The 15330-nt window shown below is 52.2% G+C and carries 15 protein-coding genes; 4 read left to right on the forward strand and 11 right to left on the reverse strand.

The annotated features are described in order from the left end of the window. Positions 1–253 precede the first annotated feature (253 nt). From HY879_24950 to HY879_24985, 8 genes are all read right to left on the reverse strand, one after another. Positions 254–2248: an FAD-dependent oxidoreductase gene (locus HY879_24950; protein ID MBI5606593.1), complete on the reverse strand. Its 1995-nt coding sequence runs from the start codon at positions 2246–2248 to the stop codon at positions 254–256. A 209-nt stretch (positions 2249–2457) separates the two neighbouring features. After that, positions 2458–3942 (reverse strand): aldehyde dehydrogenase family protein, encoded by a 1485-nt coding sequence (locus HY879_24955; protein MBI5606594.1) that lies wholly within the window; start codon positions 3940–3942, stop codon positions 2458–2460. 10 nt (positions 3943–3952) lie between these two features. After that, a complete protein-coding gene (locus HY879_24960) occupies positions 3953–4861 on the reverse strand; it encodes a dihydrodipicolinate synthase family protein (GenBank protein ID MBI5606595.1) in 909 nt (302 codons plus the stop codon). 113 nt (positions 4862–4974) lie between these two features. Continuing rightward, positions 4975–6129: a beta-aspartyl-peptidase gene (locus HY879_24965; protein MBI5606596.1), complete on the reverse strand. Its 1155-nt coding sequence runs from the start codon at positions 6127–6129 to the stop codon at positions 4975–4977. Positions 6130–6151: 22 nt separating this feature from the next. Further along, the gene (locus HY879_24970) at positions 6152–7660 is read right to left on the reverse strand and encodes a tripartite tricarboxylate transporter permease (GenBank protein MBI5606597.1); all 1509 of its coding nucleotides are present in this window, start codon (positions 7658–7660) and stop codon (positions 6152–6154) included. Positions 7661–7669: 9 nt separating this feature from the next. Then, positions 7670–8119, reverse strand: a complete 450-nt coding sequence (locus tag HY879_24975; GenBank protein MBI5606598.1) for a tripartite tricarboxylate transporter TctB family protein — start codon at positions 8117–8119, stop codon at positions 7670–7672. Positions 8120–8138: 19 nt separating this feature from the next. Beyond that, entirely contained in the window at positions 8139–9116 is a 978-nt protein-coding gene (locus HY879_24980; protein MBI5606599.1) for a tripartite tricarboxylate transporter substrate binding protein, read from the reverse strand. Positions 9117–9185: 69 nt separating this feature from the next. Beyond that, on the reverse strand, positions 9186–9965 hold the full coding sequence (locus HY879_24985; GenBank protein ID MBI5606600.1) for an IclR family transcriptional regulator: 780 nt from the start codon (positions 9963–9965) through the stop codon (positions 9186–9188). Positions 9966–10217: 252 nt separating this feature from the next. Between HY879_24985 and HY879_24990 the strand changes: the two genes are divergently transcribed. Together HY879_24990 and HY879_24995 are read left to right on the forward strand one after the other, a co-directional pair. Continuing rightward, the gene (locus HY879_24990) at positions 10218–10517 is read left to right on the forward strand and encodes a helix-turn-helix transcriptional regulator (GenBank protein MBI5606601.1); all 300 of its coding nucleotides are present in this window, start codon (positions 10218–10220) and stop codon (positions 10515–10517) included. Next, positions 10514–11125 (forward strand): hypothetical protein, encoded by a 612-nt coding sequence (locus HY879_24995; GenBank protein ID MBI5606602.1) that lies wholly within the window; start codon positions 10514–10516, stop codon positions 11123–11125. The genes HY879_24990 and HY879_24995 overlap by 4 nt, the downstream gene beginning before the upstream one ends. Positions 11126–11128: 3 nt before the next feature. Here HY879_24995 and HY879_25000 read toward each other — a convergent pair whose 3' ends face one another. Together HY879_25000 and HY879_25005 are read right to left on the reverse strand one after the other, a co-directional pair. Further along, positions 11129–12496 carry a hypothetical protein gene (locus tag HY879_25000; GenBank protein ID MBI5606603.1) on the reverse strand — a complete coding sequence of 456 codons (1368 nt, stop codon included), beginning with the start codon at positions 12494–12496 and terminating at the stop codon, positions 11129–11131. A 14-nt stretch (positions 12497–12510) separates the two neighbouring features. Then, entirely contained in the window at positions 12511–13383 is an 873-nt protein-coding gene (locus tag HY879_25005; GenBank protein ID MBI5606604.1) for a site-specific DNA-methyltransferase, read from the reverse strand. Positions 13384–13921: 538 nt separating this feature from the next. Between HY879_25005 and HY879_25010 the strand changes: the two genes are divergently transcribed. Together HY879_25010 and HY879_25015 are read left to right on the forward strand one after the other, a co-directional pair. Continuing rightward, a complete protein-coding gene (locus HY879_25010; GenBank protein MBI5606605.1) occupies positions 13922–14467 on the forward strand; it encodes an aldo/keto reductase in 546 nt (181 codons plus the stop codon). An 18-nt stretch (positions 14468–14485) separates the two neighbouring features. After that, positions 14486–14677 carry a hypothetical protein gene (locus HY879_25015; GenBank protein MBI5606606.1) on the forward strand — a complete coding sequence of 64 codons (192 nt, stop codon included), beginning with the start codon at positions 14486–14488 and terminating at the stop codon, positions 14675–14677. Between the two features lie 249 nt (positions 14678–14926). Here the strand turns inward: HY879_25015 and HY879_25020 are convergent. After that, a partial coding sequence (locus tag HY879_25020; GenBank protein MBI5606607.1) for a hypothetical protein occupies positions 14927–15330 on the reverse strand: 404 nt, incomplete at its 5' end.

Consider the following 15330-nt stretch of genomic DNA (forward strand, 5'->3'; position numbering starts at 1 on the left):
AACTTAGAGGCTGTCGGGCAGGATAAAAGTTTGCACAAAAAGATGTTCATTTGCACAATTACTTGTGGCAGACTTTCGGAAAGATTTCTCTAATAATAAAGCCTATTGGTCCCAAAGCGGATCAAGGGTATCCTTCGGCTTTGCATAGGGTGCGGTAAGGGCGGTCAGATTCCCCAGGCATCGTAAGCCAAAGCGACTGAGGCCTTGCCCCGGTAAACGGGTCCTGCGTCGAGGACTCTTGGCATCGGCTTAATCAAATGTTCCGCGCCACTTCAAAGGCATCCCAGATAGCGTACATGATATTCGAGACGCGGCGCGCATCGCCCAGGATATATAGCTCGGAGATGGTGTGCCGGAGTTCGCCATAAAGGCGGCGATCCGAATCGTAGCCTATGGCCATAACCACCGAGTCGGCAGAAAATTCTTCTTCCCGGCCGCTCACGGTAATGACCAGACCTTTCTCGGTAACCTCCACCGCTTTGGCCTTGGTGCGCACATCCACGCCATGGAAACGAAGGAGATCCTTTAACATGTCCCGATTGGCGGGACACAGAGGGCCGCCCACGCTTAAAATATCGTCCATAACTTCCACGACCGTTACCTTTTTCCCCTGTTTGGCGAGCATCAGGGCCAGTTCACAGCCGACCAGGCCGCCGCCGACAATGACGGCGGAATTCCCTGAATCGGCCTCTCCCGTGAGCACATCGGCCGCGGTATGAATCTTCTTTTGACGGCCGAGGGAAATGCTTTTCGGCGTTGATCCCGTTGCGATAAGGACGGCATCGGCCTGGTCGGCCCGCACGATCTCGGCTGTAACAGAAACATGATAGTGGATCGGGACGCCAAGGGCCGAAAGTTCCTGTTTGTACCAGGCGACCAAGGCCCGGTCGTCTTCCTTAAAATCGGGGGCGCCGCCGGGAATGAGATGGCCGCCCAGTTGGCCGGTCTTTTCATATAACACCACTTCATGCCCCCGTTCGGCGAGGACACGCGCCGCTTCGCAACCGGCTACACCACCGCCCACAACGACCACTTTCTTCTTCCTTGTGGCGGGAACAAGGGCATACTCTCTTTCCCGGCCAGTGGCCGGATTAACGGCGCAGGAGATGGTGAGAAAAGCCTTTAACCGGCCCAGGCAACCTTCCTGGCAGGACAGACAGGGACGGATTTTTTCCGTCTTTCCAAGACGGATCTTGTCTATGAGGTATGGATCCGCCAGCAGGGGCCGGCCCAGACCGATCATGTCCGTCTGTTTCCCGGCAACCGCCCCGCTGGCCAGGTCTGGATTGTCCATCCTTCCGGCCGTAATGACCGGAATGTTGACCACTTTCTTGAGCGCTTCATTAAATGGCAGGGAGACGCCCTTTTCCTGATACATGGGAGGATGGCTCCAGTACCAGGAGTCATAACTGCCGACATCGGCGTCGAGGGCGTCATAGCCGGCTTCCTCCAGCATCCTGGCAACTTCCAGTCCTTCCGGCAGATCGCGCCCCAGCTCGACAAAGGCCTCGCCGGGAACAACGCCCTGTTTCAGTTCCTTGATGAAGCTCTTGGCGCTGTACCTCATGGATACTGGGAAATCGGACCCGCAGGCCTGCTTGATGCCCTGAAGGATCTCTACGGCAAAACGGATCCGGTTCGGGAGCGATCCGCCGTACTCGTCCGTCCGGCGGTTAAAGAGCGCCATGGCGAATTGGTCGAGGAGATACCCCTCGTGCAGGGCGTGAATCTCGATGCCGTCAAAACCGGCCTTCTGGGCGATCATGGCCGATTCAACGGTTTTTCGGATAATGGTTTTGATTTCATCAACCGTCAGTTCCCGGCACATCAACCCGCCAATCCAGCGATGGGGAATGGCGGACGGACCCACGGGCTTTTCGCAGGGATTGACCCGAGTGGACACCCGGCCAAACCCGGCCGACAACTGGAGGAAGATTCTGGCGTCATAGGCATGGACCCGTTCGGTCAACGTGCGGGCCATCCGGATGAAAAGCATGGGGTTCGCCGTCGGACAGGCCATGGCGCCCCTGGTATGCTTTTCGATTTCATTCTCCACGAAACTCATACCGGTAATAATCAACCCGACGCCACCTTTGGCGCGTTCGACATAGTAGTTGATGCCACGCTCGGTGAAAGCGCCGTCGCTGTCGCACAACCCGGCCGGACCCATCGGCGCCATGGCAAAACGGTTCTTGATCACGCATTTGCCGATGGCGATTGGCTCAAATAAATTCGGATAGCGGTTCATTGTGTCAACAGCCTCTTACTAAGGGTCGCAGAATTAATTGACAATCCCGTTAAATGCGAGCTCCTTGTTTTCTTTTCAATTCACATGCCCTTTGGGTCGCCACGAAGCATGAAAATGTCTTTTGCTGACCCCCGACCCCTGAATCGTTTGCCTCACTTGAATCTTGCATCCTGCAACCTGAAACTTTATCTTCCAACTGACCCTTTGCATTACACCCAGCGGGCGGTAACCGTCTTTTCGTCCAGGAACAGACGCATGGAGGCCATGCGTGATTTGGCCGCGCCCAGGAACGACTTGCGCTTCGATCCCAGCGGAAAGAACGCGTAAGGCTGGGGAACGGCGACGTTGACACCGACATTGCCCACGTTCACCTCCCGGGTGAATTTACGGGCCGCGGCGCCGCTGGCGGTCATGATGCAGGCGCTGTGCCCCAGGTCGGTCTTGGTGTTAATCCACTCGATCACCTGATCCAGGTTCTCGGCCCGGCTCAGGGCGGCTACCGCGCCGAAGGCTTCGACTCGGCAAATCTCCATATCCATGTGGGTATCCTCGAGAATCGTCGGCCCCAGGAAGGTGCCACCGGGGTATTGGGGAGGAAGCATGCTGCGCCCGTCAAGCACCATCTTCGCCCCCTCCGCCAAACCCTTCTCGATCCAGGCGGCCACTTTGTCCCGTCCCTCGCGGGTCGTATAGGGCCCCATGGTCACCGTTTCATCCAGGCCATAGCCCAGCTTCATCGCCTTGGCATTGGCCACGAAGGCCTCCTTGAATTCATCATACCGATTGCCGATGATCACCACGTTGTCCGAACCGAGGCAACGCTGCCCGGTCATGCCAAAACATCCCTGACGCAAATAGGTGGGGAAGGTTGCCAGATCAGCATCGGGCATGATTACCACCGTGTTCTTGCCATTCCCGTTCAGGGAACTCGTCTTCCCCAGTTTGCCGCACAGCTCGAAGAGTTCGAGGCCTGCGGATGTGGAACCGATGAACCCGATCCCCTGCACTTCCGGCTGTTCGAGAATATAGGTGTTGATTTCCCGGCCGCCGTGAATCACGTTGATCGCCCCGGGTGGGAAGCCGGCCTCCAAAGCCACCCGGCTGATGGTCTCGGCGGCCACCGGGTCCTGGCGGCTGGGACTGACGACCACCGTGCAGCCCGCTGCCAGGGCGTAAGGAACGAAGGAACTCCAGGCATGCATGGGGATGTTCCCCGGCGTGACAATAAGAAACACACCCAGGGGCTCCCAGGTCAGCCACATATCGATGCCCGTCGCCAGGTTGTCGATATGCTCGTTGCGCGCCGCCAGGCCGTAAGCGGCCGAGCAGGCCGATTCGATATTCTCGATGCAGCGGCGCACCGAGCCCTGAGACTCCTTGATGGTGCGACCGTGGTCTTGGGTCAGGACCCGGCACAGTTCGTCGACATGCTCCTCAAAGCGCTGGCGCATGTCAAAGAGCTTCCGGGCGCGCTCGCGCAAGGCAATCTTCCCCATAGCCTTGTACGCCCGCTGGGCCGCTTCCACTGCGGCGCGGGCTTCGGCCCGAGTGGCCGTAGGAAAGGTGGCGATCTCCTCTCCGGTCGCCGGGTTGGTAACCTGATCGATCTTGTTGGATTTGGATTCCACCCAGTGGCCGTCGATGAGCAGTTTCAAATGTCCATAGTGTTTCTTGACTTCTGGTAATAGTGCCATACCTTTATTCCTATTTAGAAGACACCATGGCATCGGTCAGGCGATCGAAATTGGCCTGAAGGATCGCCATCTCTTCTTTCCCTGGCGCCAGGTACGGCGGCCGGGGCGGTCCGAAATCCAGGCCGCTCGTCAGCGAGCAGGCCGTCTTGATGCGGCCCAGTACGCCCGCTCCTTCCGTGGACCCTTTGAAGAGCTCGTTGAGGGCCTGTTGTATTTTCATGGCCTTGGCCAGCTCTCCCTGCTCGAAGAGTTCCGTGATACGCACACAGGCGGGAAGGGCGAAACAGGTAATGGAGCCGCCGGCCGCACCCATTAGGAGTGCCTGAAGGTAAACCCGGAAGGTCTGCATAAGGCTCAGTTTCGTGGAAAGGGCGCCGTAGAGCGACATAAGGAAGGCCATGTCGTGCTTCATCTCCTTCATGCCGACGATCTCCGGTATCTCCGCCAGTCTTCGGGCAAATTTAACGGAGATGTCGAACTTGGAGGTAACGGCGTTGTGATAGACGATGATGGGAATCTTTACGGCCTCGGAGATCATCCGAAAATGCCGCCAGACCTCTTCCTCGCCCACCCTCCAGTAGAAAGGGGGGACGATCAGGACGTAATCATAGCCAAGCTCCTTGGCATATTTCGTGTAATAGATCGTTTCCAGAGTTCCGGCGGCCGCGGTCATGGCAATGGCGTCCACACCGGCGTGCTGGCGAATCCGGGCCAGGCTGACTTCCATGACCCGTAGTCTTTCTTCCCGGTCCAGGTGAGAAAACTCACCCACGGAGCCGGTGGCGACAATCCCCCTGGCTCCTGCTCCCACGGCCCAATCGATCGCTTCGAGCAGGACGTCTTCCTTGATCTCAAAGTTCTCGGTGAAGGGCAGCGGTAAAATGGTGTACATTCCTTTGGGTTTTCTATAGTCCGACATCTTGTATTCCTCCTTACATGGAAACAGCCGAGGGCGGCTGTTCTACAATAAATAAATTCTATTTTCGTACTAATTTTTTCGCCGAACGACGAACGACGAACGTTATTTTCGTATTATACATCCAGCTTCTGGGTCAACATGATTTTTCCATCCCGAACGGCGACTTTTCCACGTACGATGACCAGTTCGATCTCCAGCGTCTCGGGATCCATGAGGACGAGGTCGGCGTCGGCCCCTTCGGCCACTACGCCCTTGCGTCCCAACCTCATCATGCGGGCTACGTTGGTGCTGGTGACCTTCAGGGCATCGGTCACTGCCAGACCTTCGACCTGGACCAGCTCCTTGAATTCCTTGTAAAGCAGATTAAGGGGAAAACGTTCCACCTTGTCGAACCCGTGAATCGTGGATACGCCGCCGCCGTCCGTGCTGACCGTAATCTGGTCGATGGAGACCCCCTGGGCCAGGAATTTTTTCAGCGCCTTGGTCGAAAAAGTCCCTCGCTTGAAATTGGGGGGAGCGATGGAGGGCGTCAGGTCAACCGTCCCGCCCATCCTGGTCCAATCGAGGGCCTGTTCCATCAGGAGCTCGTTGCGGTTGAAGTGGGTCGGCCAGACATGTTTGATGGGAACCCCCGTCTCCTTGACCGCTCTAATCAGCGGCGTGATCCCGCTTTCCAGATCACCCACGTGGACCTGAAGCACCCCCGCCTTTCCGGACAGGAGGCTCCCGTGCATCGTATCGGCCACTAATCGGTTCAGTTCGTCCTGTGTCGGGTGAAAGGACCGGCGGTCGGAAACGGCCACTTTGGCCCCGATCACATTGTCGATGGCAAACATATCCTTGATGATGTTGTCGGTAAGGGTGATCCGCCAATCGAAGCCGCCGGTCAGCATCTTGGCCGTCATTCCCCTAAATTCCAGGCTCTTGGTTTTGGCCAGCAGGGTCCACAGGTCCCGGCCCACCTGGTCCGCGCCGACACAGCCCAGCACCGTCGTGGTTCCAGCCAGCACGGCCTCGCTGAAGGTCATCTCCGGACCGCGGCTGCCGAAGCCGGCGGCGCCGCCCCCGCCCAGGATATGGACATGGGCGTCGACGAATCCGGGGAGGAGATAATGCCCATTTCCTTCTATAATCCGGGTCCCCTCAATGTCCGCCCATTGCGTCAGATCCTCGCCGATGGCGACGATCTGTTCTCCCAGGATAACGACATCCCGGGCACCGAGATCTTCCGGAGCAAAAATGTGGGTTTGTTTGATCAGTGTTACCATGAATTCTCCTTTGCATTTGTTTTTAATCCGTTACGTTTTCTTTTATGACTTCTATATTCCGTTTGAACAGGGGAACGCAATAACTGGCCAGGACGGCGATGGCGATAAACATGAGCACACCGGACAGCGGCCGCGTAAAAAAAATCAGGAAGCTTCCTTCGGAAAGGACGAGACTCTGGCGAAAGGAATCTTCCACGATCGGCGAGAGGACGAGTCCCATTACGAACGGCGCCGGTTCATAACCGTAATGGTTCATCAGGTAGCCGATCAGACCGAAGAGGGCCATGATCCAGATCTCGACCACGTTGCCGTTGATGCTGTATACGCCGATGAGACAGAACAAGAGGATCAAAGGCATGAGCAGCCGGTAGGGGATTCTCAGAATCTGCACCCAGAGGCCGATCAGAGGCATGTTTAGGATGACGAGCATTACGTTTCCCAGATACATGCTGGTGATGACGCCCCAGAACATATCGGGACGGTTGGCCACGAGCAGCGGACCCGGTTCGACTCCGTAAATCATCAGCGCCCCCAACAGGACGGCGGTCACCACGTTGGAAGGAATACCCAAGGACAGAAGCGGAATGAACGAGGCCTGAGACGAGGCGTTGTTGGCCGTCTCCGGACCGGCCACCCCTTCAATGATCCCTGTACCGAATTTTTCGGGATGCTTGGAGATTTTTTTCTCCACCGCATAAGAGACGAAGGGAGAAATGATCGCCCCGCTTCCCGGGATAAGACCCAGGATAAACCCGATCACGGTCCCCCGCAGGATCGCCCAGCGGCTGTCGATCCAATCTTTGACCGTCGGCCAGATTTTTCCGATTTTGGTGTCCCCGACGTTCAAGTTGATGAGTTTCTCCACGTTGAGCAGGATCTCACCTATCCCGAAAAGGCCCATGATCACCGGGATCAGGCCGACACCGTCGGCGAGCGTCTGAATGCCGAAGGTAAATCTCGGCAGCCCGGTCCCCAGATCCATGCCCACCGTGCCCACCAGCATGCCGAGCATGGCCGTGACGAAACCTTTTAGCGTCGACTTCGCCGCCAGTGAGGTCACGACCGTCAGGGCCAGAAAACACAAGGCGAAGTATTCCGGGGGGCCGAATTTCAAGGCAAAGGAAGCGATCGGCGCCGCCAGAAGCATGACCCCGATCAGACTGAGTGTGCCACCGATGAAGGAGCCGATGGCAGAGATGCCGAGGGCGGGACCGGCCCGCCCCTTCTGCGCCATCTTGTACCCGTCGAGGCAGGTAACAACGGTGGTCGCCTCACCGGGGACATTGACGAGGATGGACGTGATGGAGCCGCCGTACTGCGCGCCGTAATAAATCCCGGCGAGCATGATGACGGCCGTCACGGGGGACATTTTCAGCGTGATGGGCAGGAGCATGGACATGGTGGCCACCGGTCCCAGTCCCGGCAGGACGCCGACGAGGGTTCCCATGACGGCGCCGGCAAAGCAGGCCAGGACATTGACCGGAATCAGGGCAACCTGGAACCCGTAGAGAATATGAGAGAAAATATCCATACCGCCTCCTTAGATCCCGAGGGGGGTTTTCGGTAGTTGAACGCCCAAAAGCCAGGAAAAGAGGATGTAGCTGACCACCGCCACGACAAAGGCCCTTACCAACGAAATGCCATTTTTGGAACCAGCCACCTTAAAAAGAAAGGTGAAGACGATGAGGCTGGTAAAAATATAACCGATTTTTTCCAGCAGGAACCCGTAGGCTACCAGGGCCGCGAGGATACAGACAACTTTAATCGCCCCACCCGTAGTCCCCGGCTCTGCGTCGACGCCCTTTGTTCTTTTCCAAAGCTGTCCGGCCAGGATGATGAGCGAAAAGACCCCGGTGGTCGCTCCGAGGACCAAGGGGAAGAAGCCGGGTCCGGGGCTTCCGATCTGACCGGGCCCCAGCTTCCAGGCGCCGACGCAGGCCAGGAAGGAAATCAGCGCAATAACGAGAGCGCTGAGGTATTCCGCTTTCATGTCCATGTCCCTTTAATTTTTACCGTTTCAGGTTGAGTTCGCGTACCAGCTTACCGAGTTTCTCAGTGGCGGACACCAGGTCCCGCTCCAGTTGTTCCGGCTCGACAATCTCCACGTTCATATTCATCTGTGACAGGGCGCGGGCACAGCTTTCGCTTTTGGCGGACTTCCTGAAGGCTTCGGTCAACTGGGCCCGGATGGATGCGGGTATCCCCTTGGGACCGAAAATGCCAATGGGAAGATTGAAGACTTCGATAGGCGCTTTGGGGAATCGCTCCTTGAACCGGGTCACGGTTTGCGGATTCGCATCCTTGGGCTCTCCCGAAACCTGCAGAAGGGTCCGGAGCTTCCCGGCCTTGACCTGGGCGCAGTGCGTTCCTGCGGCAACGTACATCTGGATGTGGCCGCCCAGAATAGCGGCCATTCCCGGGGCGTCACCCTTGAAATGAACGGGAATGAGCTTGAGATCCAATTCCTTGGAGAGCCATTCCATGAGTACATGCATGGTGCTCAAGGGGCCATAGGTTCCGTACTTGAATCCGGGGTGGGCCTTGACATACTTGACCCAGTCATCGAAAGTTTTCCAGGGGGCGTCGGTGGGGACAACCAGGGCATAGTTGAACGCCGTGTAACCCAGAATGACGGTAAAATCTTTCGGCCCCCATTTCAGACCTTCCGTGAACATGGAGTAGGCGAGAGTGGAGGTTCCGGCATTAATGAGGGTATAGCCGTCCGGTTCGGAATGGACCACGAAATCGGCGGCTACGGTTCCGCCCGCTCCCGGCTTGTACTGGACGACGACGGGCTGTTTCAAAGAGGTTTGGGCGCCTGGCGCCACTGCGTTGGCCGTATTGCCGGCAACGCCCCCGGGCGGGAATCCGACATAGAGGTTGATGGGCTTGCTGGGGTAGTCCTGAGCGGCAAAGAGGGGGACACCCACAGCCAAGACTACAGTAAAAAGAACGACACGGACCGCGACCTTCCATTTTCTTTCCATTGTTACCTCCTTCTGTTTTTGCGGGCAACCCACCCCGGTCCTCCGCAACGGTTTTTTCTTAAAAGCGTTTCAGGGGGTCGAAGCCAAAGAGGCCTTCTTCGAAATATCCTTGAGAACTTCCACCAGATTCTGCTCAAAGCCTGCTTCTTTTTCCTTCTGGAACGGAAAAGAAAATCCGATGGCGCCTTCGACCGCACCATTGCGGAAGACAGGCGCCGCCACCGCATTTCTCCCCAAAAACAATTCCTGCCGGTTGATGGCAAAGCCTTGCTTCCTGATCACCTCCAGGGATGCGGTCAGTCTGGCTGGATTGGTTTCGGTGTAGGGCGTGTGGGCGACCAAATCGCTGTCCCGGATGATTCTTTCCGCCTCAACGGAATCCATGAAAGCGAGGATAACCTTTCCCAAAGCGGTGCAACAGGCCGGCAGGCGGGAACCTACGGGAATATCCAGGTCGACGATGACATTGATCTGAATCCGTTCCACATAGACAATTTCCGTTCCATCCAGAATCGCGCATTGGGCCCCGACGTTCAGCCGCCGGGACGCCTCCAGCAGGTGCGAAGAGACCCGGGCTCTCAAATCCATATCACGCAGGAGGGAAAACCCCAGGGAGAGCACTTTGGGCGCGATCCGGAATTGCCTGGTGACCGGATCCCTGATGACATATCCCAGGGATACGAGCGTCATCGCGTAGCGCGTTGCCGTCGCCGGCGAAATTCCGGTCAGCGAGGCCAATTCGACCAGGCCGAGCGGTCCCTTGTTTTTGGCGAGGGCCTCGAGAACCATGATGCCCCTCTCCAGGGAAGCAATAAAATAAGAATCTTCTTTTGGAGTGTTATCTTTCATTCTATTTTCACCAAGTGAAAATTATTTTCACTATGCAAAAATTATATCAAAAAAAAATGATTGTCAAGAAATTTTTTTGCGTATAGCCAAAAATATTTGAAATTTGGAACCTCCTGTAAACCATTTTCATGATTCGTGGTACTCTACGGGGACATGGGGGTTGATAAGTTCTCCTTCCTCCCTTTCAGTGGGGAGTTCATTTTCACACTATAGTCTGTAGACTTATGGTCTTCAATTTCTGATAATCCCGAAATGGAAAAAAATCTATCTAAAACTTTTAATCATGGTTCCATTGAAGAATTGTTCGGTAACATATTAAAACAACTAAGAAATGATAAAAATTTATCACAAGAGTCGCTTGGGTTTGAGAGCGGCTACCACCGAACTTATATAAGCTTGCTTGAGCGCGGCAAGAAGAGCCCTTCATTAAAAACCATTTTTCAATTAGCAAAAGCTCTGGGCATAAAACCATCAGAAATCATGGACCGGCTCCAGGCGTTGTATCCTGATTATTCCAAGAAGAAGCATCCCAGGGGTAGGGTGAAAAAATGAAAATTGTTGAGACTCACGATATTTTTTCCGTGGGTCTATTCTCAAAATCAGAGGCATGGGATATCGCGTGTAAGCAGGTAAAAGATGCGATCCACGCCACTGATTGGCCACATGGATCGGGAAAGTTCACAATTTATCCTCAGAGTGGGAAAAAACGAGGAGAGGGGAATGGCGTCGTTCCTATTAAAAAACCTTGTATCGAAAATCTCAAAAAATCAGGATGGCTAACGGAAAAGCTACCTCCCCTTGATAAGGGTGTTATTCACCCCGGTGATTTGGATGCACTTTTCATGTGTGACGCTGGATACATAGGATTTGAATGGGAAACAGGGAATATTTCTTCCAGTCATCGGGCGATCAATAAATTACTTCTTACTATGCAGGTAGGAGGTCTTGTAGGCGGATTTCTCATTGTTCCCGGCAATAATCTGAAAACCTTTTTGACTGATCGCATAGGGAATATTGGAGAACTGAGGCCATACCTGCCCCTCTGGAGTTCAATCCCCATCAGAGAGGGTGTTTTGCGTATTGAGGTGGTAGAGTTTGACGCGGTAAGTTTGGATGTGCCCAAGATCCCGAAAGGCACGGACGGGAGAGCCCTGCAATAATAGTTAACTCTTTTGAAGTATAATAATATTCTCTTTTCGCATAGTGTTTGAGATTCCCATGATGGAGCGGCTCATCATTTTTATGAGGACAAAATTTAACTTTGAGCCCATTTCGATGAGGATCTCATGAAGCCCCGGCACTTCTTCTGGTGGCATTTTTAATGCCTTACTAAGCTGATTATCATTTGTCCCAATAATAATTGTACAAAACTTTCCGGAACGCAAAATACGTGAGCATTCCGAGAGTACCTTCTCCATGTCCTTTTTATAGAGCTCGAATTTCTCGGATAAATTTCTACCCCGGAGTCCTATCATTTTATCTCGAAGACTTTCGATTTCCACACCTAAAAAATTCAAATGAATGGCATCATTGTCGATGTAGTCAATGGCAAAGCTATAAGGCGGTGAAAAAATAATGCCATCAATGGATGAATCCTCAATGGGAATATCCCTTGCATCAGCTTCGATCACTCTGGAGGGGGCGAGATCTGCTTCAGTACCTGCCAAGACATTTTGGATTTTATTCGCAACGAAGATATATCTCTCGAGAATTGCCTTGAACTGTTCGAGAGGATTCTTTCTTTGGCTTCTTTCTGAGTATCCGGCACTGTCTAAAAACGCTAAAAGAAGAAAATTATAAGTATCGGAGGTTTCTTTTTGTTGTTTCGTTAGTCCACTCCGGTTTTGGTTTGCAAGGTATTCCGCCGCCTGATCCATAACAGATACTGTATCACCGGATATTTTGTTATTGGGAGTTTTTGTCCCAATGTTTGGTTTCCCAATTTTATTCTTAAAATACTCAAAGACTTCCCGGTAATTATTTAAAGCCTTGTGTGCCCGGGTTAAGGACATGGTGATGGTGTCAATTTTTATCTGAGTCATTAATCTGCAAAAAGGGCTCGCGTCAATACCTATTGAATGTATCCCCATCAATGACGCTTCAACCAGCACAGTTCCAGAGCCCATCATAGGATCAAATACTGTATGGCCAGGTTTGATACCCATTATGTTAATAAGCCCCTTTACCATCTGAGGGTGAAATTTTCCTCGATAGGGGAAAAGGCCATGGGTTGCATAGCCCGTTCTGAAAATATTTTTTTCAAAGAAAGACTTTAGTCTGGAAGAGGAATGAGAAGGCAATCTTAAGGACTCACCAGTACACATCCTGAAATGTCTGGTATATGTATCACTTATACGAGCAAAATAGGCCCCGTTCTTGAGCAACTCCTCGACGGATAAAATCTGTTTTTCATAAAAGGCAAGTTCCAATTCATATAATTCATTAAGGTTCGGGACTAATTGATATTCAGGCGGGAAGAGGTTTTCGTTTAGGCTCCGGGAGAGAATATCAGCGATGTTTTGGTGTTTCACGTTCTGACCTCGGTTTATCTTTCTATATAATCCTCGGATTTGTGAGGGCTCAGGTCCTCTGTCTGCAGTCTCTCAATAATGACGTCACAGTTCTCAATCTCCATCCCAATCCAATGACGCTCCAGCCTTTCACACACATCATAGGTAGTACCGCTCCCACCAAAAGGGTCCAATACAATATCGCATACATTCGTAGAAATTTGAACGACACGTTCAAGAAGTTTCGTGGATAATTGATTGGCTGATCTCTTGCGGCTTTTAAATTTCCAATGTCTAACCGGCGTGATGTCGTTCCAAACATCCGTTAGATTTACTCCTTTAGGATTCATCGCTCCCCTATGTCCGCCATAATCCTTAAGTTCTTTGCCACAATGCCTGCAGATTTCTATTGGTGTTCGAATTTTTCTGAAAGTCTTTGGATTGCCTTTAGTGAAATAAAGCAGGCTATAATGAGAAGGGTAAAGCCTGCCCGGGATCGGCAATGTAAGTTTTATATTTACGGCAATCCAATGCCTAAACATCATTCCAATTTCGATCAGGTAATTACCCAAAATAATATTCCACCTCGGGAGGTTATAAACAAAAATCGCACCCCCGGGTCTAATAACGCGGAAACATTCATCCAACCAATTTTTGCACCAGCAAATATATTCATCGTCAGAACGATTATCGTTTACTTTGGCCCCATATACTTTTGAAAGGTTAAAAGGGGGATCAGCAAATACAGTATCAATGGATTCACTTCGGATAAATGGGAGAAGTTTTTGGATATCTCCCCTATAAAGCACACCCATTGTTGTTAAATATGCAATTTTATCCTCGATTCCTGGTTCAATTGCATTTCCCGGTATCCGGATTTTTTTATCGATTAAAGCTTGTTGAGTCATATTAGGTTAAGATGTTGATAACATATGAGATAAATTGATTAATTTTTAATTACAATGGAGGGAATATAAGATAGACATCTTTGTGTGTCAATAACATATGTTGAGCAAATCAGGAAAGGTTCAAGTCGTCCGGACCTATCTTCTGGCTGAAACAGATGGATTATGCTGTAGTATTGGAGCGGCAGGGAAAGTCTCGGAGAGCAATATTCCTGCTCATTCCAGCCTTTCCTGTTGATATCCCTTCAAAACGGATTAATCTTGAGATTCGTTATAATTTGAAAAAATGAGGCTCCCGCCGTAGCGGAGGCCCAACTCCTTTTACACGTGGTGAATGAGCTGTTAATAGTAGAACAAAGTATAATTGATTATGCAAGAAAAAAAGCTTCCTGCCAGAAAAAATGGGTGGTATTGGCTGGTCAAGTTTGCCACTTTCCGAACATCATGGGCTGAAATCGTCCATGAGGGTACTTTCACCCTTCGTGGATCTTAAATAATGACAATTAGTTGTTTTTATTATTAAGATTGCTTATAATCCTTAATACATAACTTCGGATACCATGCCCACTTATTAACAAAAAGAGGGAATGGCTATTTTGATTCCGCCCAAGCCTATGCCGGGAGCGAAACCTATTACGGTCTGGTTTGGCCTCGACGTTCCACTGACCGGACCAGGATCTTTCAGACCAGCAAATCGGCCAGGAGGACCAAAAAAGAGGCCCTTCTGAAATTAGACCATACCCTCCTCAACATGGGGATAGATTACCTCGACCTTTGGCAGATCCATGATGTAAGGACCGAAGAAGATCTTCAGACTATTGCCGGGCCAGGTGGGGCCTTAGAAGCGTTTGTTGAAGCCAAAGTTAAAGAAAAATCCCGTTTTATCGGTCTGACTGGTCATCATGACCCGGAAATTTTAACCAGGGGCGTAAAAACCTGGCCGATAGATTCAGTTCTGATCCCGGTTAATCCTGTTGAAGGAATCCTGGGTGGGTTTCTGACCGCCACCCTGCCTGCGGCCCATGAAAAAGGGGCGGCGGTTATCGGGATGAAAGTCTTGGGGGCCGCTCATTATTTAATCCCATAGTCCGGCATAACCCCCGAGTTGCTCATTCGATTTGCCCTTTCCCAGCCCATCACCTCAGCCATTTTGGGGTGCTCCACTCCCGAAGAGGTAAAAACCCTGGCCCGGACCGGCCGAAATTTCAAACCCCTATCTCCTGAAGAACAACAACAGATCCTCCATCTTTTTTCGCCTTATGCCGGGCGGCTGGCCTTTTATCAAGGCGTGATCTGAAGCCGGCACCTTGGACATTTGATTGGAGTCGGGCCGGGAGTTGTCTTTGTTCGCTTTTGAAGATCGGCTTACACCCGATATAAGATGAAGATCCCGTTCCTGTATTCCCAGTAACCGAGGCTGCCGTGAACTGCGTGGCTTGAAAATTCAGGCCGATCCCGGCATCGGAGTATTTCAGCGTGCCGGTGACAATGGCCACCCCGGCAAATGCCTTTCCCGGATGAGTTCATTAACTTTCCGGGGATCAATCTAATGGAGGTGGTTTACTGTGCCAGAGGCTATTGTAGCCGCCCCCTCCGGGGACCCATCATTAAAACGAAATGTATAAGTTGCCGGCAAAAGTTCCATATCCTGGGAAAATACCCGCCAACCACCAGCATAGTAATGTGTGCAGCTACCGCTATCGGAATGGACTTGACCGGTATTGAACACAACAATAGGATCACTGGTTATGTTCTGAGATTTTTCCTTTCGGGCAAAGGCGTAATTCATGCTGAAGGTATAAGAGCCAGGCATCAACTCTTTGCCAATCTCTCCCCCAGAGGTGTCGCCGATGTTCTGCCAGCCACCGGCGTAATACTGGGCCTTGCCGGTATCCAGGAAAGCGCCTGCACTATCCTTTAGCTGCGCCGAAACTCGCTTCGTCTGAAAAA

Source organism: Deltaproteobacteria bacterium, from assembly GCA_016219225.1.
Lineage (GTDB): Bacteria > Desulfobacterota > RBG-13-43-22 > RBG-13-43-22 > RBG-13-43-22 > RBG-13-43-22.